Origin of the sequence: Peribacillus sp. FSL M8-0224, assembly GCF_038003055.1 — a bacterium.
GTDB classification, from domain to species: Bacteria; Bacillota; Bacilli; order Bacillales; family DSM-1321; genus Peribacillus; species Peribacillus frigoritolerans.
Genome location: NZ_JBBOOJ010000001.1, coordinates 1,520,762 through 1,542,034, shown reverse-complemented (window position 1 = coordinate 1,542,034; position 21,273 = coordinate 1,520,762). Strand labels below are relative to the sequence as shown.

General features: G+C 39.0%; 18 protein-coding genes and 2 pseudogenes. 3 read left to right on the top strand and 17 right to left on the bottom strand.

The window, feature by feature from the left end:
* Positions 1 to 17: 17 nt before the first annotated feature.
* From MKX49_RS07505 to MKX49_RS07495, 3 genes are all read right to left on the bottom strand, one after another.
* Positions 18 to 1,031, bottom strand: coding sequence for an SIS domain-containing protein (locus MKX49_RS07505; protein WP_340875882.1), 1,014 nt, complete (start codon positions 1,029 to 1,031; stop codon positions 18 to 20).
* 134 nt (positions 1,032 to 1,165) lie between these two features.
* Complete coding sequence (locus tag MKX49_RS07500) at positions 1,166 to 2,509, bottom strand: amino acid permease (protein WP_340875881.1); 1,344 nt, start codon at positions 2,507 to 2,509, stop codon at positions 1,166 to 1,168.
* 24 nt (positions 2,510 to 2,533) lie between these two features.
* Positions 2,534 to 3,352 carry a TIM barrel protein gene (locus MKX49_RS07495; protein WP_340875880.1) on the bottom strand — a complete coding sequence of 273 codons (819 nt, stop codon included), beginning with the start codon at positions 3,350 to 3,352 and terminating at the stop codon, positions 2,534 to 2,536.
* Between the two features lie 520 nt (positions 3,353 to 3,872).
* Between MKX49_RS07495 and MKX49_RS07490 the strand changes: the two genes are divergently transcribed.
* A complete protein-coding gene (locus MKX49_RS07490) occupies positions 3,873 to 5,363 on the top strand; it encodes a DHA2 family efflux MFS transporter permease subunit (protein ID WP_323599256.1) in 1,491 nt (496 codons plus the stop codon).
* A gap of 513 nt (positions 5,364 to 5,876) precedes the next feature.
* On the opposite strand, the gene MKX49_RS07485 is transcribed toward MKX49_RS07490, so the two are convergent.
* The 10 genes and pseudogenes from MKX49_RS07485 to MKX49_RS07440 form a co-directional block, all read right to left on the bottom strand.
* The gene (locus tag MKX49_RS07485; RefSeq protein WP_318262233.1) at positions 5,877 to 6,635 is read right to left on the bottom strand and encodes a response regulator transcription factor; all 759 of its coding nucleotides are present in this window, start codon (positions 6,633 to 6,635) and stop codon (positions 5,877 to 5,879) included.
* Between the two features lie 5 nt (positions 6,636 to 6,640).
* The gene (locus tag MKX49_RS07480; protein ID WP_340875879.1) at positions 6,641 to 7,882 is read right to left on the bottom strand and encodes a sensor histidine kinase; all 1,242 of its coding nucleotides are present in this window, start codon (positions 7,880 to 7,882) and stop codon (positions 6,641 to 6,643) included.
* A gap of 453 nt (positions 7,883 to 8,335) precedes the next feature.
* Positions 8,336 to 8,770 carry a GlcG/HbpS family heme-binding protein gene (locus tag MKX49_RS07475; protein ID WP_340875877.1) on the bottom strand — a complete coding sequence of 145 codons (435 nt, stop codon included), beginning with the start codon at positions 8,768 to 8,770 and terminating at the stop codon, positions 8,336 to 8,338.
* Positions 8,757 to 9,122, bottom strand: a complete 366-nt coding sequence (locus MKX49_RS07470) for a glycerol dehydratase reactivase beta/small subunit family protein (RefSeq protein WP_095394189.1) — start codon at positions 9,120 to 9,122, stop codon at positions 8,757 to 8,759. Before MKX49_RS07470 ends, MKX49_RS07475 begins: the two co-directional genes overlap by 14 nt.
* Positions 9,119 to 10,957: a diol dehydratase reactivase subunit alpha gene (locus tag MKX49_RS07465; protein ID WP_241637629.1), complete on the bottom strand. Its 1,839-nt coding sequence runs from the start codon at positions 10,955 to 10,957 to the stop codon at positions 9,119 to 9,121. The genes MKX49_RS07470 and MKX49_RS07465 overlap by 4 nt, the downstream gene beginning before the upstream one ends.
* Before the next feature lie 4 nt (positions 10,958 to 10,961).
* Entirely contained in the window at positions 10,962 to 11,408 is a 447-nt protein-coding gene (locus MKX49_RS07460) for a diol dehydratase small subunit (RefSeq protein ID WP_340875875.1), read from the bottom strand.
* 10 nt (positions 11,409 to 11,418) lie between these two features.
* Positions 11,419 to 11,997 carry a propanediol/glycerol family dehydratase medium subunit gene (locus MKX49_RS07455; RefSeq protein WP_241637631.1) on the bottom strand — a complete coding sequence of 193 codons (579 nt, stop codon included), beginning with the start codon at positions 11,995 to 11,997 and terminating at the stop codon, positions 11,419 to 11,421.
* Positions 11,998 to 12,011: 14 nt separating this feature from the next.
* A complete protein-coding gene (locus MKX49_RS07450; protein ID WP_340878494.1) occupies positions 12,012 to 13,676 on the bottom strand; it encodes a propanediol/glycerol family dehydratase large subunit in 1,665 nt (554 codons plus the stop codon).
* An 810-nt stretch (positions 13,677 to 14,486) separates the two neighbouring features.
* Positions 14,487 to 14,827, bottom strand: a pseudogene (locus MKX49_RS07445) (aldehyde dehydrogenase family protein); the annotation flags it as partial.
* 297 nt (positions 14,828 to 15,124) lie between these two features.
* Positions 15,125 to 15,703: a zinc-binding dehydrogenase gene (locus tag MKX49_RS07440; protein ID WP_340875874.1), complete on the bottom strand. Its 579-nt coding sequence runs from the start codon at positions 15,701 to 15,703 to the stop codon at positions 15,125 to 15,127.
* A gap of 135 nt (positions 15,704 to 15,838) precedes the next feature.
* Here MKX49_RS07440 and MKX49_RS07435 point away from each other — a divergent pair.
* Positions 15,839 to 16,207 (top strand): annotated as a pseudogene (locus tag MKX49_RS07435) (IS110 family transposase); the annotation flags it as partial.
* A gap of 174 nt (positions 16,208 to 16,381) precedes the next feature.
* On the opposite strand, the gene MKX49_RS07430 reads toward MKX49_RS07435, so the two are convergent.
* Positions 16,382 to 17,245, bottom strand: a complete 864-nt coding sequence (locus tag MKX49_RS07430; RefSeq protein ID WP_241637633.1) for an SDR family oxidoreductase — start codon at positions 17,243 to 17,245, stop codon at positions 16,382 to 16,384.
* A 225-nt stretch (positions 17,246 to 17,470) separates the two neighbouring features.
* On the opposite strand from MKX49_RS07430, the gene MKX49_RS07425 reads away from it, so the two are divergent.
* Positions 17,471 to 17,914, top strand: a complete 444-nt coding sequence (locus tag MKX49_RS07425) for an Rrf2 family transcriptional regulator (RefSeq protein ID WP_340878493.1) — start codon at positions 17,471 to 17,473, stop codon at positions 17,912 to 17,914.
* 132 nt (positions 17,915 to 18,046) lie between these two features.
* On the opposite strand, the gene MKX49_RS07420 is transcribed toward MKX49_RS07425, so the two are convergent.
* From MKX49_RS07420 to xylE, 3 genes are all read right to left on the bottom strand, one after another.
* Positions 18,047 to 18,532: an HIT family protein gene (locus MKX49_RS07420; protein WP_340875872.1), complete on the bottom strand. Its 486-nt coding sequence runs from the start codon at positions 18,530 to 18,532 to the stop codon at positions 18,047 to 18,049.
* A 129-nt stretch (positions 18,533 to 18,661) separates the two neighbouring features.
* Positions 18,662 to 19,312, bottom strand: a complete 651-nt coding sequence (locus MKX49_RS07415; protein ID WP_340875871.1) for a uridine kinase family protein — start codon at positions 19,310 to 19,312, stop codon at positions 18,662 to 18,664.
* Positions 19,313 to 19,758: 446 nt separating this feature from the next.
* A complete protein-coding gene (gene xylE, locus MKX49_RS07410) occupies positions 19,759 to 21,180 on the bottom strand; it encodes a D-xylose transporter XylE (RefSeq protein ID WP_340875870.1) in 1,422 nt (473 codons plus the stop codon).
* Between the last annotated feature and the right edge of the window lie 93 nt (positions 21,181 to 21,273).

The window sequence follows — 21,273 nt, the reverse complement described above, 5'->3', positions numbered from 1 at the left end:
GTAGTGCTCCACTTATCTTAATATTCCATTTGGCGATAGTATCTTCTAAGTGTTAATGGATGATTTCTTTCACGCTCAAGGTATACGCTGATTCGACTTAATACTGACCAGTTGATGCTAACTGAAAAGTGCTTTCTGAATTCTTCGCTGATGCCTTCCATTTCAAAGCTTTTGGTATCAATAACCGTTATATTTTTGGAGATTTTTTCTACAAATCTCTCTACACGGTCCATCAGCGGTCTAGTTTCATCTTCCCCTTTTAATAAAATAACACTTGTATCTTCAACAACAAGTTCAAGCGTACCATGGAAAAACTCAGCAGCGTGGATGGATTTCGCTTGAATCCATTGCATTTCCTCTAAAATGCACATGGCATATGAATAAGTGTTTCCCCATAGGTTACCAGAACCGACCATCATGTGGTAATCCGTGTCTTTATGTGTAATGGCAAACTCCTCTGCTTTTTTGTCAAAAGATTTAACGGCATCTAGAATTGCACGCGGAAGTAGAGAAACCTCCTTCGTGAATTGTTCATATTGCGGGAATTCATTGTTGTTATGCATGAAACGGAAGACGACCATGTACAAAAGCATAAAGAAAGTATCAAAAGAGTGCGTTTCAGAACCAGTCGTTATACAGTAATCCGCAATTTGTGTTAACGGAGTATTTGGCTCTGCAACTAAAGCGATTGTAGTGGCGCCTTTTTCTTTACAATATTCAGCCGCTGCAACTGTTTCTTGAGTAGTCCCGGATACAGATGTAAAAATGCAGACTGAATCTTTGCTGAAATGCTTATGATTCATCACCATGAACTCAGCAGCAATTTCTGCATGGACATCAATGGTAGAATTTGATTTTAAAATGTATTCATATGGATACATCATGGCTATGGTGCCACCAGCACCGATAAGGAAAATATTCCTGTAGCCCCTTTTTGTGATTCCATCTACGATTTCTTCAATCTGGCCTCTAAAAGCAAGGCCCTCTTTTTCTACAAGATTTAGAAATAACTCCTCATCAAACTTTAGCATTAACAGCTTCCTCCCTTATCCCTGTTTATTTGTTATGCCTTGTATTATATCTAAACATAATAATTTGCACAATTGTTTTATTTTAAAATTTTTTTGGTTTATCAAAAGAAGGCCTAACTTCCCTTATCATTCTGCTAAGCCACGATATCGCTGTCGTTATTTTTCTTTGATCCATATTTCCTTTCCCAATAATAGTATACCGGCAGACCTGTTACGATAACGATCAGCGCTGCAATCACTCCTTGAATAGGCGCCCAAGTAAATGTTCCCCAGGCCAGCCATGATGCTCCAAGAATAGCTAAAACCGTCGTTAACCTCCACATTGGCATACGATAGATTGGATTATAATCATCCCTTTTACGGCATTTATAAACAGCGGCAAAGTCCAGGATGTTAATTACCAATTGAATCAGTGTGAAATAGCCAAGTAACACAGTTAAATTACTGAAGCACACAAGTATACATGCATACGTAACCTGAACGATGATAGAGAAACTTGGAGTTTCATATTTAGGATGAACTCTTGCAAAACGTTGAAAGAATAGTCCGTCCTTTGCCATTGCGTACTCAAGGCGGGGCTGAAACATTATGCAAGAGCTCAGCGAACCCAAGATAACAATAATCGCCGTAATGGCCACGAATGATGATGCAATATCCGATAATCCCGGAATATATTTTACAGCTTCGGAAACAGCCGCATTGGAGTTGATTAATTCATCAAATGGCATCAAGCCGATGACACAAATGGCTAGCAGCGTATATAAAGCCAACACGATGAATACCGAACTAATAAGAGCTCGTGGAAGTATTTTCCCTGGATTTTTGAACTCCCCAGCCATGAAACAAATCGCAGCCATTCCCGTATATGCCCATGTGGTTGCGGATACACCACCTATTAAACTTGACTTTTGGGCACCTGGTCCTGGTGTATAAGCAAAGTTATCAGGGTTCATGTACATAATTCCCAAGACAATGACAATCAGGAAAGGAATGATCTTGATAGCCGTGATAATGACTTGGAAAAGACCTCCTTCTTTCACACTTCGATAATGAATCGATGTGATGAGCAGGATGATCGCAATACCCAATAATTTCCCGGCGACCCCAGAGAAAAATGGGAAAAAGGTTGCTAAATAAGAAACGATCGCTAAAGCCATAATCGATATGGATGGAGGATCCAACGCCCAGAAAGTGGCCCATCCATATAAAAATGCCAGAGGCCTCCACCCAGCTTTATTTAAATAAACGTAACCGCTTCCATTTTGGGGGTATGCTGTCGATAACTCCGCCAGCACCATTACTTGCGGAATGGCAATCACCCCGCCTATTATCCAGGCTAGAATGGAAATGGAAGGAGTACCCGCAGCCTTTGCAACATCACCGGATGAGACAAAAATACCCGACCCTATTGTAGTTCCAACAGCAATAGCCAGAGCAGACCAAAAACCCAGTTTTCGTGTAAGTGTGCCATTACTCATAAAGAGTTCCTCCAAATTAGATGATTAAATTCCCAATTCCCTAACTTTTTCAATTGATTTCTTGATTGCATCTCTTGGATTTTGATAATAATTTGAACCCATAATCTCTAAAGTACAACTTCCTTTGTAACGATGGCTTTGAAGGCTTATTAAATATTCCCTCCAATTTAAAACCCCATCATCCAGTGCCAAATGTGCATCTGATTGACCATCTCCGTCCATTAGGTGAAAATGGCCTAATTCGGGAAGGAATGAATAGTACTCATCAGGTGTTTCACCTGCCAGATGCATGGAAACCGTATCTATCATTCCTTTTAATGAAGTAGATTGGATTTCCTCTAACATTTTCTTTAGCCCTTTTGAGTCGATTACAAGATTGGATTCGTACTTTGTCAATGGCTCTAAAACAAGAATCAAACCTTCCATCTCAGCTACTTTGGTTAATTGAAAGATTGAGTCACTGGCATATTTCCATGATTCCTCTTGTGAGACAGAAAAGTCCCCTATTCCAGAAGTGATAAGCATCATGTTTGTGTCTAACTCCAGCGCGGCATAAAGATTTTCCATAAAATACTCCATGCTTTTTTTTCGCCAATGAGCATCCGAGGATGCAATGTTATAAGGATAGATACATTGTTCTGGAGTATAGCAAATGATTTTCATATTTCTAGACTTAATTTCCCTTCTCAAACTCCTTATATTTCCTAATATATTTCGATAAACATACAAATGTGGCTCCCCACCCCATAACTCAATGCTATTAATCCCAAGGTTGTCCATGCAATCCAAAAAATAATGAAAAGGGAAATGCCTAAAAGTTATATTCATCCCTGCAATATTCAATTATTTCACCCCCTCATAATGACTTTTTATTTGTTATGCTTTGTATTATAATTAACCAATACATTGATTGCAATAATTATTTTGAATATTTAAAAAATAATTATTCGCAAAATACGGAAAAGTCGTGATTTTATTATTCAACATTAATTAACTATTTTTTAATGAATACGAATGGTAGAATGTTAAAGTATTTATACCTAGTACACAAATTTCTCTGGTACATTGTAAGTAATATATGAGTGATTATTGTTTGAAATATGATATACCTGTAGAATGGATGTTAACCTGGGGGATTTCCAAGAGATAATGTATCCTGAAATATTGTCAAGTGAGTGGTTAATAAAGAATAAACACCTCAAAAAAGCCGTAATTGAGGTGAATCTCCTTACATGCTGTATTTTATCGGAAAATATAGGTGGGTTTACACTAATACTTCGTGAGACGAATTAGTTTCTAAAACTTTTAAAAATAGCAGGCAGTACAATTTGTACTATCCTAGCGGAAAGGACGTGCCATAATAATGAATCACGACAAAACAGCCATCACTAAAATCCGTACAGGTCCCATGTTTGCGGTGATGCTGGCTGGTGCTCTAGTTGCTTTCTTAAATCAGACTTTAATCAATATCGCATTGCCTCAATTAATGACTCATTTTGACATATCAGCTGCAACAGCGAATTGGCTTACTACTATCTTCTTATTGGTCAATGGGATTGTCATCCCGATTACCGCTTTTTTAATGGAACGATTTAATACAAGACAATTATATCTAGCTTCGATGGGACTCTTCGCCTTAGGAACTTTTTTATGCGGAATTGCCCCCAGCTTCTCCGTCTTATTGATCGGACGTGTGGTTCAAGCAGCAGGTGCGGGGATTTTGTTCCCGTTGATCACAAATGTGATTTTCACTTTATTTCCGCCTAACAGACGCGGTTTCGCAATGGGCATATTTGGTATCGCGATGAATTTTGCCCCAGCTGTAGGACCTACACTATCAGGATGGATTATCCAAAACTATTCTTGGCGGGTTCTGTTTTTTATCATTTTCCCATTTGCCCTGCTTGACTTCATATTTGCCATTTTCATCATTAAAAAGGTAGGGAAAACCAGCCGGCCTAAACTAGATAAACTGGGTGTAATTCTATCCACTATCGGATTTGGCGGGGTTCTATATGGATTTGCTACTGGCGGTACCAAGGGCTGGGGCAGTCCCGAAGTACTGACGATGTTCCTTGTTGGAGGAATCAGTTTAGTTTTATTTGTCTGGAGGCAATTTACTGTCTCTCATCCTATTTTGGAATTTAGAATTTTTCGGTATCGGATGTTCACTTTAACGACAATCATCAACATCATCGCAACCATGGGTATGTTCTCTGGAATGATCATCATGCCAATCTATATGCAGAATATCCGTGGGTTCACTCCGATGGAATCCGGTCTCATGCTATTGCCTGGCGGGATTTTAATGGGGATCATGTCTCCTATCACAGGTAAGCTGTTTGATCGATTTGGTGCAAGATGGCTTGCGGTGAGCGGACTTGCCATCACTATCATTACAACCTATCTTTTAACGCGGCTTCAAACAGATACGTCCTATTCTTATGTGGTGTGGGTATATACCATTAGAATGTTCGGAATGTCGATACTGATGATGCCTATCTTCACAGCCGGATTAAACGAATTGGCACTTAGCCTAAATAAATATGGCACAGCAATGGTCAATACATTGAGAATGGTGGCAGGTGCTGTTGGCATGGCATTCTTCGTGTCCATCATGACAAACCAAGGAACGAAACATGTTCAGGAAATCTTATCTCAAAGGAACATATCACCGGAAAATACATCACAAATGGCGATGGCCATTAAACAAGGCAGCGTAATGGGAGTGGATGATGCATTCATGATAGCAACAGGTTTGACCATAGTTGCATTCATACTTGCCTTTTATATACGGCAAACTTCACCACAAGAAGATACCATTACAAATCGCCTATCAAAAAAAACATCTTGAATTAACAAGGCTAAATCCAACCTATTTTCCAAGGTATAAAAAATTCTTATATTATTAAACTGACTTGCCCCATGAAAACAAGGCAAAAAAAAAGAGACTCTTTTAGTGTCTCTTTTTTTTTTGCCCTAATTACATCATGGCCTCAACGTGAACGCCTTTATTTTGATTAGCGTACCCCATGTGAATTAAAAATACTAATGGAACAGGCGGGTAAAAAGGCTGGAGGAAAAATTGTTAAGGTAAAGATAAAGTAAGAAGAAAGCTAAGGAGTAACATTCTGACTTTTATTACGAGCGTAGAATATTTGCTCAGAAAATTGTTCCTTCTACCCGAAGGCGCTACTGTAAGTTTTAGAGGTTGCATCAAGCAACCGTCATGCAGGCTCGATGCCTGCTCTAAATCGAGAAAAAAGGATGTTTTTTTCTCCATGCATGAACGCACCAGCTGACGATCCAGCCGGTGTGCCTCCAGGTAATTCAACTCTTTCTTGTGTTCCATTGCAAAAAATCCACTTTACATCACAAAATTATTGAATGTATTGATTCTTTTCTTTCTTGACAAAAGAGATTTCTGCTGAAATTGCGTAGGTGTGATTCCTTCGTATTTTTTGAACACCCTAGCAAAATAATTGGAATCGGTAAATCCGCATTTCTCGCTTATTTCCATTACAGTTTCCCTACTGTAGCTAAGATGCTGTTTCGCTTTTTCCAGCCGACGGGACGTTATATAGTGAGTGATAGTGCAGCCCGTCTCTTGTTTAAACAGTCTGCTGAGGTACTGACCGTTAAGGTAAACTAATCTAGATAATGTGTCTAAGTTTAAATCTAAATGAAGATGGTTTTCTATATATTCTATAAGGGTTACAACATCGTCATGCGTGCAGGATGCTTTTAAAGAGGGTGGAGCCGGGCTTTTTACCACCGGTATATATTTAATTAATGTTTGTCTGATCTCATTCTGATGAGCTGGTTTTAATAAATAATCATCTGCTTCCAATTTACTCGTTCGGTTGGCTAAGTCACACTCATCATACGCTGTAAGGAAAATGATGCGACAGTCTGGAACATCGTTTTTGATTATTTCTGCTGCTGCCAAGCCATCCATAATAGGCATTTTAATATCCATTAGAACGATATCCATGCGATTTTGCTTCGCCAGGTCTACAGCATCCGCTCCATTTTTAGCTTCAAATAAGTGGCTTATTGCGAGGTTTTCTCTATTAATCATCATCGTTAATACTTCCCGTTCTAATGGTTCATCATCCACTATCATCACATTCAATACAAAACTCCTCCTGAATTTGGAAGGACGAGCCGCACCGTTGTACCAACTTCTGGTTGACTTTCAATGGCAGTAATCCCGTACTCTTCTCCAAAATAATATTGAATTCGTTTTTGTACGTTATTCATCCCAATTCCTGTGGTATGACTGTTTTTTCCCACTCCTGAATGCGAAAAAATAGAGGCTACTTTTTCTTCCGTCATCCCCACTCCTGTATCAGAAATTTCTAACACTACGTGGTTATCTACTAAAAATCCGTGAATATTAATAACCACTCTACTATCCTGTGGCTCAAATCCATGGATGATAGCGTTTTCAATTATAGGCTGGATAGAAAGAATGGGCATTTTTATGGCTTCTGTATCAAAGTCTATTATCTCTTCGTAATGAATTTGATTACGGAAACGAGATTGTTGAATATTCAAGTAATTTCTTGTGTAATCCAGTTCTTCCCTTAATGAAACAAGCTGGTCTATATTTCGCAGGCTGTATCTCATGATTTTAGCTAGCGAGTACGTCACATTTTGTGTCTGTTCCGCATTCTCTAAATAGGCAAGTCGTGAAATGGTGTTCAAAGTGTTAAATAAAAAGTGCGGATTAATCTGTGATTGCAATACCTTTAATTGTGTTTCCTGAAGGAGTTTCTCCAGTCTGGAACGAACTTTTATCTCTTCCATTAGTTTTTGATTCTTCTCATTTAGCTCTTCTTGTACAAGGTTATTAGCGCCCAATTTGACGATATAATTGGCAACAAGCTGCAGCATTTCTGTTGATGCTTCGATCTTTTTTTGACTTGTAAATTCAATCTTCTCAAAATAAAGTTGGAGGAGTTCTTGATCAATTGGCAAGTGTTTTGTTTTCTCTCGAATCTTGTCCAACTGCTTTTCATCTTGATCTTCTAGTAACACCTGGCCACACAGAACAGATCCAAGGTGTTTATCGTTAAGAACAATAGGAGCAGCTATATCAACTAGACCAGAATGGCAATAATGGATGCTTGGCTTTGCTTGTTTAGCCGCAATCTGTCCCACCTTTTTATCAGACCATACACAGCATCGCATTCCTTCCTGTGAGGAACGCATATGTTTGCAAAAATTTGTGAAATTAGTTGGACTGGTGACAGGCACTCCTTGATCATCGGCAATGATGACTCCCAAACCAGTCACATCGGAAAATCGCTCCTGGATTTCCTGAAGAGTCTCAACATTCACAATGCTCCGTAATGTAAATGCATTCACCATGTACCTCCTTATCAATTTACTTTATATTGTGAAATTTACACTTTTTGTAACATTTATACCTATCATTATAGCTTATTCCTCTCTAGCTAAAAAGTATATTGTCTCCTTCGATAAAGTGATGGTAAATGCACATAACGGGCCAATACAACGAAAGAGCTAATCCAATCATGGAATTAGCTTCACCACCCGTTCCTTAAGCTTCTACAGAAATAGATGCCTTTTTACATTCTATTTCCATATACAAGGATATTATTTCAACTTTATCACCGGATTTTGTGTAAATCTTCATTTTTTGCAATCTCTTTATTTTGTCTTTCATTTCAAACATACTAACCAATTTAACTTTCATCAAACAGATGATATCCTTGGAACCAAACAGATTGAATCGTTGGCTCCAAGGATATTATTAACTGGATGGCAGGAAGACCTCCAATGAATACCATACGGACCCTATCTGATGAGACTAGAAGTTAATTCTATATCATTCAGCACATTAACAGCCGCTTGGGCTACTCGTATATCCTCCTCGACCGAGCCGCCGCTTACGCCAATTGCCCCAATAATTCGGCCTTTTTTGTGTAAAGGAATGCCTCCGCCGAACACGACAACCCGTCCATTATTGGTTGTATTAATACCGTAAAGTTCTTTTCCCATTCCTGCTGCCTGAGCTAAGTCTGCTGTGGGCATTTTCATTGCTACTGAGGTCCAGGCTTTGTTTTGGGCAATATCCACACTGACCAATAAAGCATCATCCATTCGATGGCAGGCTATGAAGTTCCCTCCTTCATCCACAATGCTAATGACCATAGGGACTTCGATTTCGTTTGCTACCTTTTCAGCACCCTCAATTAGTTTTTTTGCTAATTCTAAATTAATCTGCTCCATATTTTTCATCCTTTCCTATTAAAAAGATTAAGGGTAAGCCTTTGATTAGACGAGCCGCGTTCTTTCCTAATCTGCGCCCGTTTTGAAGGCTGTCCTGTAAATAGGGTTCTTCTGGTTTCAATTTTTCGTGATGTAAACATAAATCGCCATTTTGTTCAATGCCTATACCAACTTGCAAAGGGGATATAGATGCTGCTTCCCACCCTAGTTCTATAAAACTACTTGCTTTGTTCCCCTCTTGAAGTAAGAATGGAACCCCTTCTTCTTCCAAGCCCGCACACACTTCTTGAATTTGTCTAGGGGAAAGTGCGCTGTTATATAAAATTGTAATGTATACGTCTCGTTTATTCATTTGAATACCTCATGCCTGATAGAGGATAAGACCAAACCGGTTGCCACCGCATTTCTTGGGCCTTCTGTACCGCGAATATTGGCAAAACCGGCAACGATACCATACTTACCTAGTTCTTCTGTCAACATTTGTGGAATTTCAAAGTCAAGTGCCGATCCCCCCACCATGACAACAAAGGACAAGTGTTTTAAATTGCCTGTTGGGATTACTCGCTTAAGCGCACGCAGAGCATTCGTTAAAAATACTCTTCGCTTGGCGCTGCGGCGTATTTCCCTGACCTTTTCCATGGATACCTTGGTTGATAATGGCGTGAGATCTTTTTCTTCCCGAATGACTACTTTTCCGAAGGTATACGGAGGAAAAGGCTCTTCAGAAAATAACATTGTTCCATCTTCTAGTTGCATATGGAACAAGCTCAGCACTTTTCCTAAAGGGAATTTTTTTATTTTTTCAGCTAGTTCCTTGTCTCTCAATGCGAGTTCAGAATTAATCAGCATCGTTACCATGTCTCCTGCACCAGCCAAGTGGCTTGAGATGATGTTGCCGGATTCATTCATCATGGCAGCATCGGTTGAGCCACCGCCCATATCGAGAATGACAATTGGTTTTCTCGTGCCGGGAGTCGTTAAGGCCCCGCGGATGGCCATTTCCGCTTCAACTCCTCCCACTTCAACCTCGATGCCCATTTCTTTTTCCAATAAAGAAGCCACTTTTTGGACCGGCACTTTATCTGTTTTGACCATGGAGGCTAATGCGACGCCACTTTCCATGGAAAGCTCACCCGCCATGGAACCGCTAATGGAGGTCGGGATTACCGCATCAACCGCTAGAAGATCTGAGATGGTAATTTCAAGGGGTGATTGTCCGGTGAGTTGAGCTAAATCATGACGGAGCCCGTTAAACATCCCTCCGACATTAGTTCCTGTTTCTCCCTTGACGTCTATCAGCGTTTCCAGTTTTTCATACTTTTTCATAATGGATTCTGCCCCATCGTTAATGGATACTTCTAGCTGCCGGTTGTTTGTCCCAATTAACATGAATCGTCCCGCTTCTATTTTCCGTTCAACGACTTCCCCCTGCGGTGTCCGGATTACTACGGCAGAACGGTTGCCAACTAATGCTTTAGCGACTAAAGCAATTTGTAACGTCTGGTCCGGATCCAACTGAAAGACAGTAGAGAGCCCGTATGGATTACTTAATGTTCGAATGACATGACCTGGTAAAGCAACTTCAATCGCGGCCAACTTTAAAAGAGGAACTTTATCAATCAACGCAACCTCATCGACGATAGGAATTTTTTTGTACAGTCGATTGTGTATTAACACCCCATCATCCTTTTGTACAATTGCCCCGGTAACAGAAATTCCTACGCTTTTTGCCTGATTTAGGCGGTGAGCCACCCATTCATAATCAAATAAATTAGGAATCACGGCGATATAATCCTGCTCTTTTTCTTCGACGTTCAACAATTGATCGATTAAAACCGTTGTCCCAACACCTAAACCGGCTCCGCCTGGGGTATCCGGATTATGGCCAATCATGGACGATTCCGTGATAATCGTTTCGCTAATAAGATCCATGGCCAAATCGCCAATGACTGGCACAGCATCATTCAATCTGATAAGATCAATATCCTTCAACTCAATATCTGCTTTTTTGACCGCTTCCTGCAAAGCAAGACGGATGCCCTTCACGTTATCAGTCGTTCCTTTAATACCCGTAGTTTTGACTAAATGTTGGGAAAGAAAATATGCATGGTCCTCCTCCACACACGCGATTGCCACTTCAGTGGATGAATTGCCGATATCTACACCGGCTAAAATTTTTTTGACCACACCTTTAGTCCTCATTCTTCTTTAATCTTCCGCGTCTTTCGTACACATTTGCCGCTTCACGGATTAATTCTGCGTTTTCTGTCGCTTCGTATTCTTCTTCTAATTCATCGGCAATCGCTAAAAGCTCTTCTTTCGTAGAACGGTTCGGGCGCAAAGCATTATAGATTTCTAGTATACGGGCATCAGATATTTTGATCATTTCAGCTGCTCGGCGAAAATTTTTCGCGAGTTGTGTTCTTCCTAAACTGTCACTAATGTTTGCATGCATTTCAAGCGTTTTGGGGCTGATACGTAAATCAGCTCCTGTTATCTCTCCTTTTAAAGCAGCATCCAATGTTAAATCGTTGTAAGCCTGTTCTCTAGGTGTAAACAATAAATCCGGCCTTTTTGAACCTAGTGGATAGTCTTCTTTTGTTAGAAATTCTGTTTTTTCTTTCATTGTATTTTCCATGTTCATCCCCCTATTCTTTTATGAAAAATTCGGCTTTCAATTCAACTGGCTTCTGTTCTGGAACCAGTGACTGACACTCTTTTAAATAAAGCAAGGCAGCTGCCGCCTGATATTTAGGACGTGTCATTTCGTCATTTACTACCAGTACTGGATTAGGGCTTTCCCCTAACGCATACATGGCAGCATTCCGTCCAATCTCCCGGTACATGTCTAACGTAATGACTGGAGATTGAGGGAATAATTCAAGATTACTTAGCGGATCCAAATCGCGCTGGTGGATTACAATCGTTCCCCTCGACTGCAAGCCAATGCTGATACCTGAACCACTTATTTGGGCTGCTCCATGCGCCATAAAAGCTAAGTCAGCCGTTCGCAAGCTACGAATCACCCGGGGAACGGCTCCCTGCTCTTCAATTCCAGATAGGATTTCACGCAGAACCAAAGCGTGATCAACTTTCACGATTGTTTTATTCATCTCTTTTCCAAAAGCTGGGCCTAAGGCTACTATCACTTCTCTTGCGTTCGTTCCTTTTGCTGGCGTCCCAATTTCTGTTAATTTCATTTCAATAGAAAATGTTGGTACCGTCATGTTTGCTCCCTCCTTTAATCAAAGTCTTTCGGACTGATAGCTTGACGAATGTTTTTGATTTCTTCCCATCTTTCCGGACTAAGGCGATAGCCCGTTCCAGGTCCTTTATAGTCATTTTCATCATTGACCGCACTTATCACCACATTATCCTTATTGATAATGGCTGATGTATGCAAATAGTCACCAGCAACCCTTTGTTTTAACAAATCGAAAATCCGTTCAGCTGTTTGTCGATATCCGCGTTTCGCTAAAATAAGCGCGATGTCAAATCCTGAAATCCCATCCTGTAAAATCTGCTCGGCCGACTTTAAGTCCTCTACCACGTTTCTTTTCGGCATATCTTCGCTACTGTTGGCATAAGTGGCAGCTTCCACTTCTTCATCTGTAATGACCGGGAATCCTAGCTCATCAAAAATAGCTTGCAACGCTTTCGCCGCTTGATAACGGACTTTGATTACCTCTTCTTCGCTTACTGGTTTTAAACCGCCGTCCACCATCATGTCGCGCTGAAGAATCAAGTAATCATCCAGATCGCTGGAATCCATATTTGATCCTGCAAACATATCCTCGTTGTTCGGTACAGCACTAAATCCAGCAAAGATAAAATCTGTACCAGGTAGCATTTGGCACAGCATTTTAGCGCTACGTCGGATTTCCGAATGGGAAAACGTTTGGTCGTTTCCTGATGCTACTTCCATATCAAACAAGGTAGTCGCCAAATTTTCTGCTAACACGGCGCGGATTCCGCTCGGTACAGAGGCTGGTATACCAATACAACTAATGGAACCATTTTGTAGCCCTTGCACGCCTGCTCCCTTGGCCATCATCACGCAGCGAATTTCTAAATAGAGCATTGATTTCCCTTCAGCTCCGGCCATTTGCACTTCTGAACCTGTACCTGATGTAAAGCGCATTTTAGCACCGCGTGAAGCATATGCAGAGGCTAAAAATGATTTGGACCATGGGGTATCATCTCCGTCCATGAACACAGACTCTGTGCCATAAATTGAAATGGTTTCAGCGTAAGACGTTAATCCAAGCATGGCTAAACGAAGTTCTGTCGCTTCTTCTAATGAATCCTGTGTTAAGATTCCTCCTCTCGCGGTTTGGGAACCAACGAGTAATGCTAACGCATTGAAGGGGGCATAACGAACAACTCCAACAGTTGTTTCCTGTTCATCAAATCCGTAAACTCCCGCTTCTGCAGCGTCCGCCGCCATGAGGACAGGATTATCACGCACGTTCGTGACATGACATTGGTTGGACGGCGTTTTTCTTGCCCTCATCTTTTGTAAAGCCATCATCATTTCCACGACATTCATATGATTAAGTACTTCCAACACTTTTGCTGGCGTGAGTCCTTTTGACAGCTCTACGATTTCTGAACGAGGGACATTAATATCCACAAGTTTTCGGGCAATTTCCAAGCTGTCAAGAGCCATGATTTTTTCCGTTACGCTTGCATCAATCGTATAATCGGCAATAAACTGGTCGAGCATATCGAAGTCTTCTCGTCTTTTTTCATCCAATTCTACAATCGTGCCCTTTTCTACTTTGATAGAAGGCTTTGGATCATTAGGACCTGTCATTGCAACAAATCCCATTTCTGGCCATTCTTTGACAAATCCATCTTTATTCACGGGTCTTTCTTCTAAAATCTCAAATCGTTTTGAACGCAGCATAAGAAATATCCCTCTTTCTATCAGTATTTGGTTAGATAATTTTTTAAGATGTGTGTTTCCGTAGAAGCAGTAATTTCTTCCTGAGTGCTTACTATTTTCAGAGACGCAGTGTCTTTAGAAGGTAGATACTTTCCAATGAGAGAGTGATACAGTCCTCCCCCTATAATCGCTGAGGTTAAATATAGAGCCAAACTCACCGCTATTCCCCAAATGATGGCTAAACCCTAAATCGTGTATTGGGCATCATTTAAGACAAGAGCAGCGACACAGCCAGCACCAAAGAAAATCAGAATAAAGCAGCCAATAAACTCGGCGATTAATACCCCTTTTCATGCTTTTATGGGATACACCTTCTTTCCATTTTTTAAAAGCCACCTCCATGAAGCGATGGGGCGTATCCTAGTTTCCTTCCATTGGAAGTTTGTTGCTCAACTAGCTGGCAAGGAGCCTACGTTCTGCTAACGTAATAGGTTGAATATTTTCTTTTGACTATAACCTCCTCTTTTTTAATTCGATAAACTTATTATAATTTTCTGAATTTTAAATGTCCCTAGACATAACTTACATGTCCTAGCACTTTTTCTACTTTTTAAATCAAGGAATTTTATTAGTACCTAACTAGACATGTGTATATGGACCACTTTAAAAAAGAAGGTGTCTCCCTTATGCCATTTGGTTAAATATAAGAGGTTAAAGTGGTTTGTTAGTCTGCTACAAAAAAAGACATGTATAAACGTTGTCACACGTTCCGTACACGTCTCACCTCTTACTAAAATGATTTTATATAAAATGGAAGAGTTGGAGGACTTAGTCCATGTTCACCCAGACACTCTTCACTTCTGTATAGTTAACTAATACGTTACTTCCCATTTCACGATCAATACCAGATTGCGTGTAGCCGCCATATGGACTTGCTGCATAAATGCATTATAGCAGTTGACCCATTCTGTACCCACTTAAATCCGTTGTGCGAGGTAGTGAGCTTTCTTAATATCCTGTGTCCAAATTCCAGACGCTAAACCGAAATCGGAATCATTTACTTTTACAATCAAATCATTTAAATCATCAAACGGCATTGCCGCTACAACAGGGCCGAAGATCTCTTCTTTGGCAATAGCCATCGAATGGTTTACATCAGGGTAGGACGTACGGTGCTTGGGACCATGATCCCGTCCATTGAGACTTTGAAGGTTTCTACTTAAACTAAAGGGGCTTATGCATTAAATTCCAAATAATAGTTTCACTTAAAAGCGCCTTCTTTTCGGTTCACCACTATTTATCCTTACTAATTTACCTTTTGTAAGTCAGCGCAATTCTTCCTTCGCAATCTGGCCAATTGTTGAATAACTCCTTATGTACTCTTCAACTAGCTGCCCCGATGGTTCCATAAGAAAAAGCTGCCTTAAAGACAGCTCTGATCTTCAGCTAACTAAGATAAGCGTTGTTTACTTCTTGAAAAAGGTTAAATGTTTTAAATATTTAATAATTGTTCTTCCCAAATGGTGACCATTTTTAATCGCTTCAATCGTTTGAGGTAATTCTTCAAGTGAAATTTCACTTATTAGAGTAGTTTGAGAAATATTCCATTCATTCACTATTTTCTCCCAAATATAACCACGATCTTTTATTGGTACATTTACAGAAGCAATTCCCAAAAGGTTAATTCCTCTAAGTATAAACGGCAATACTGTTGATGTTAGTTTTATACCACCTGCATTCCCACACATACTCATACATCCACCATAAGAAATTTGAGGAATTAATACAGAAGCAATTTCCCCACCAACAGTATCTAGGACAAAGTCAAACTTTTGCTTATATAATGGTTTATTTTGCACTCCTAATTCATTTACAAAAATGACATCGGTAGCTCCTAAAGATATAGCTACCTCTATTTGGTGTTCTTTTCGAACTAATGCAGCAATATTTTTGTAACCAATTTTAGATAAAATTTGTAAAGCAATACTACCTACTCCACCAGTTGAACCAGTGACTAGAATCCTAGGATTTTTAATTATATCCATACCTTTCTCCTCTAAAGCTATGATAGAAAGGTCAGCCGTAAACCCTGCTGTTCCAAAAACCATGCATCTTTTAAGGATAAGTTGACCGGCATAGGAACAATCCAATCTCCAGGGACTCTAGCATAGTTTTACTAGATACTAAACTGGATCAAGGAACTAAAACACATGAAAAACCTAGACACCACGATAGTCGGAATGGAACCTACCGGTCATTATTGGATGAACCTCTCAAAGTGGCTAGTCAAACAAAACATGGATGTCGTTACGGTCAATCCTTAATGTCAAAAGAAACAAAGAAAATCGTGATAATACGCAATCCAAAAGTGATAAAAAAGATGCCCTTGTCATCGCTGATATGGTAAAGAATGGCTACTATGCCTTCATTCGTTCCACTTCAGATCATTTGAAAAACTTCGTGTCCTTATGGCTAACCGAGATGTGATCGTTAAGCGTCTTGTTAGCTCCATCAACCAAATTAATCGCTGGGTGGATGTTGTCTTTCCCTATCCGTCTTCAACTATTCTGCCCCTTTAGCTCTATAAGAAAAAGGCTGCCTTAGCAACCTTCCCCATGAACATTTTACATATTGAATACAAGTAATCTCTTATTGGCGTTGCATGATTCTTATATTTAAAACCGACCGACCTTTCTAATTTAAACTAAGTTCAATTATGCTGTTTAAGAGATACCTTTAATGATTTGAGTTAAGCCCTCACTAATTGGTGTAGCTGACCGTCCAAGAAGTTTTTCGAAATCATTGCTTTCTACTTCAAGGGTGCCTTCTCGAACGCCTTTTTGGATATCAACGAGCATAGGAATAAGGAAATCAGGTAAGCCAACATTTTTCATAATATCAGCATAAGTAGCATCATCAACCTGTTGAACAGGTACTTCTTTACCCAATACATTACCAACTGCAGATGCAAGTTCTTCCTGAGTCAATAACTTGCCTGAAAGCTCATAGATTGTATTTTCATGTCCGTTACCAGATAGTACCGATGCCGCAGCTTCTGCATAATCTTGTTGTAGTGCCCATCCTACCTTGCCATTTCCTGCTGATGTCACCCAAGGAGCTCCTGCTTGAACACCTTGAATACTTGAAATTTCATTCTCCAAATACCAGTTGTTGCGTAAGAAGGAGTATGGAATGCCTGTTTTCAGAATGGATTCTTCTGTTGCCTGATGCGTTGGAGCAAGAAAATTTTTACTTTCCTTTGCATTGGCCAAGCTAGTATAAGCAATAAATTTAACTCCAGCACGCTCTGCCGCAACTACCGCATTTGAATGCTGACGTATCCTTGTTTCGTTGTCTCCATCCGCAGAAATAATTAACAAGCGATCAATTCCTGCAAAAGCTGTATCCAATGTTTCTGGACGATCAAAATCTCCTTGACGTACGTCTACTCCGCGAGTTCTTAATTCTTCAGCTTTCTCTGGATTTCGCACACTTACAGCCAGTTGATTAGCTGGTACAGTTTTCAATAAGGTTTCTACAACTTTCGTTCCCAACTTTCCTGTTGCTCCTGTTACTAATATTTTCATTTGGGATTCCTCCAATAATTTTTTATATTCAAATTAAACATCCATTAACCTGTATCTATATCTAATACATGTATTTATAATAGATACATGCATTTGTCTTGTCAACCAATTTATAAACCTTTTATATTTTCTTCAAATTTTAAGGTATAATACGTTGTAATCAAATTAAATACATGATTATCCGTGTAATAAACTTTGCGATGAAGTAAAAGGTAGGTGAATGATATGTCCATCAGCAGCCGATTTACCGTTGGTGTTCATATATTAGCTCTTATTGAATTAAATAAAGAGGGAATAAGCTCATCGGAGTTCTTAGCGGGGAGCGTAAACACGAACCCAACCTTGATAAGAAAAATTATGGGTATGTTAAAAAAGGCAGGGTTAATTGAAGTACAACCTGGTATTGCAGGGGCAAAACTAGCCAAGGAACCTTCTTATATAACATTACTTAACGTTTATAAGGCGGTCGATGTTGTGCAGGAAAAAGAATTGTTTAGTATGCATCAAAATCCGCACCCTGATTGCCTTGTGGGCAGGAACATTCAAGATTCGATCACTCCTGTGTTGTCAGCGGCTCAAATTGCTATGGAAAAGGCACTGGAAAATGTAACCATCGAAGATATTGCTAAGGATATTGTTGAAAAAGAAAAGCTTAAAATACAATACTAAATTAATAAAAGACATTCTTGAAAACAGAATGTCTTTTATTCGTAGTCCAAATCCCTTCTTTAACCTGCCCTGCACCGATTGTTGCATAAGAAAAAGAGCTGCCAAAGCAACTGTTAGTGGGACAAGGAAGGATTAAGTGTATAGTTCTTTTTTTAAAGCCTTAATTCCATCCATTACACTTTTTACATTTTCATCATTATTCAATTTGTTTCTTGCATGGAGCAAAACTGGTCTAACAGATTCCACAGAACGTCCAAAATCGTACATCCATTCATATCGAGGAACCATCCAAGTATGAAAATGGTGAGTAGTATCTTCATTATAAAAGTAATAAACATGTTCTATCCCTAATACTTCCCTTTGAGCCTTTCTAATCTTAGATAATAAGTTTATGTAATCAACCTTTTCTAAGTCATTTAATTCGTCCAAGCACTTAATATGGCGTTTTGAGGCTAAAATTACTAAACCTTTAATGGGATATGCAACGTCTTGGTGAGCATGAAAATATTCAGTTTCGACTATTACACAACCATCCGGCTCTATTTCCCCACTTGTTAAAGCACAACTTAAACATTCGACTTCAACTGTTTTTCCATTAGACAAAGTAATTTCCCTCATAATTCCCTCCAAAAACAAAATATTATCTCTCTTAAAAATATAAAAATAAACAAACCCTTATCCTGCCCCGATAGTTCCATTACTCCGATCTTCAGCTAACGCACCCGTTTAAACACAACAAATAGTTGATTATTTGCATTTAAATTCAAATGTATTTTTTTCTAGACATATTGCTTCATCAAAAGTTTTGATAATAATATCAAAACGCTGACTGTATGGATGCATAAATACTTCGTACTGAATCCGACGTTCTTCATGAGACTGCCTTAAATAATTGGTTCCTCTCTCAACAATATCACGGCTCGACCTTCTAATTAATTCCGTTTCACTATCTGTATAGAAGTAAATTTTTAAATCAAATAAATCTGGATTAATAAATGCGACACTCATTCCTTCTACAATCGTTACTTTGTTTTTCGAAGAAATTAACTCACTTTTCATATAATGCGTATCTATTGTATATAAATCTAAACCATCTCTAACCATCTGAATATCTCTTTCTAAAGAATGCAAATGATGAGCTGATGGATGGCAAGCCGTCATTTTATAACGATGATTTTCGTTTTGATATGTATAGTCGATAACTGCATGTTTTCGTATGTTCGAACTAACAATATATGGATCTGCATTAATATAATTCACTTCATTTTGATTTAGTAGGATTGCGAGCCTATTGGCAAACGTCGTTTTTCCAGCAGCACCATGTCCTGAAATGCCAATAACAATCTGTTCAGCAGTCATTCTTACCCAATTTATGATTTCTTGTAATAACTTATCCACCCCTCTCCCCCTTTTACTAAAATAATGCTCTTTTCAGGCATAACTTACAAATTCCAGATGAAGCATCTGATTTCCTTTCTTACTCCAGAATATGGCCAATTGTTGAATAAAGATCCAACAGTACACTTCAACTATCCTTCCCCGTTAGTACCATAAGAAAAAGGCTGCCTCAGCAACCTTCCTTTTTAAAGTAAGAGATCCATTAGTTGAAGAGCAAAGTATTATTTTACAAAGACCCAAACAGAATTACAGCTTTGAGACCTGGGATTAATGCTATTTTCGTCCTAAAGATCAGACTTTTTGTTTTTCTGAATGAAAATTTGCTCTTTGTTGTTGTCCACCTGTCCATGCTCCGATAAAAACCCTGAAATAACAATACTTATTATCCCAACAATAAGAATCCTTTTATATTATATTTTGTGTCCAGTTTAAGTGAATTTTACTATTTAAATAATTTGACTATCATCTGAACTTTTAACATTTCTTCTCCATATATTCTCCATCTGTTCAAGAGTCTTGCCTTTGGTTTCAGGAACCATTTTCCAAACAAATAAGGCAGAAAGCACGCTCATTGAACCATAGAAACCGTATGTTAGTCCCCCACTATATTCCATCATCATAGGATATGTAGAAGAAATAAAATAGTTAGCCGCCCATTGGGCAGCTACAGCAATAGCTACAGCCCGACCTCGAATTTTATTAGGGAAAATCTCTGAAATTAGCACCCAGCAGATCGGACCCCACGACATCATAAATGAAGCTGTATAAATAACGATAAATACAAGCGTCCCTATTCCAATTATATTAGAAAAGGCCATGCTTGCTACACCAAACATACCAATTGCCATTCCAATAGAACCTACTATTAATAATGGTTTTCTTCCCCATCGATCAACTGTTAAAATCGCGATAACTGTAAAGATAACATTTACTAATCCCATAATAATGGTTTGCAGCATAGAAGAATCTTTAGCTGCTCCCATGCTTTCAAAGATACGCGGTGCGTAGTATAAGGCTACATTTATACCTACAAATTGTTGAAATACTGAAAGCAGTACACCTACAATAATAACTAATTTTCCATAAGCGAATAATTTTTCGGAAGAAATATTGATAGTGGTCGTTTTTTTAATATCACTCAAAATCGCTTTCGCTTCTGAAGATCCATTGATTCTTGTAAGTATAGCTAAAGCTTTTTGATCTTGATTCTGTATTGCCAAATAGCGAGGTGTTTCTGGAACTAATAACAAAAGTACAGCAAAGATTAAAGCTGGTATCGCTCCTGAAGCAAACATGTATCTCCATCCTACATCATTTATCCATTCCAACGTTTCACCATTTGCAATACCCCAGTTTACAAAGTAAACGACTAACATACCAAAAATAATCATAAACTGATTAAATGATACCAATCTGCCGCGAATATCAGCCGGAGCAATTTCTCCTATATAGATTGGACAAATGGCAGACGCTAATCCAACACCAATCCCCCCTATAATTCGATAAAAGTTAAAAGCTAGTAATAAAGAAAGTGTTGGTTCACCTTTTGTAAAAAATAAAAATTCGGGATAAGAAGCACCTAATGCTGATACTATAAAAAGAATCGCTGCAAGTATAAGTGATTTTTTACGTCCTAATCTTGATCCAAAATAGCCGGAAATTAATCCTCCGATAATACACCCTATTAAAGCACTTGATACGGTGACGCCATGTGCCAAAGGTCCTAACCCTAAGCTATCGATTAAATAAACCTTTAAAGATTCTTCTGCTCCAGAAATTACAGCTGTATCATAACCAAACAGTAATCCTCCAATTGCGGCGACTAATGTAATCGAAAAGATATATAATGAGTTTCGTTTTTGCTTCATGTTTTACTAAAAACAGTTATGAATGAAGTCTATTTAATATTAAAGCGCATACTTTTGGTTGCGCTTTCAAAATTAATGAACAAGAAGGACTTC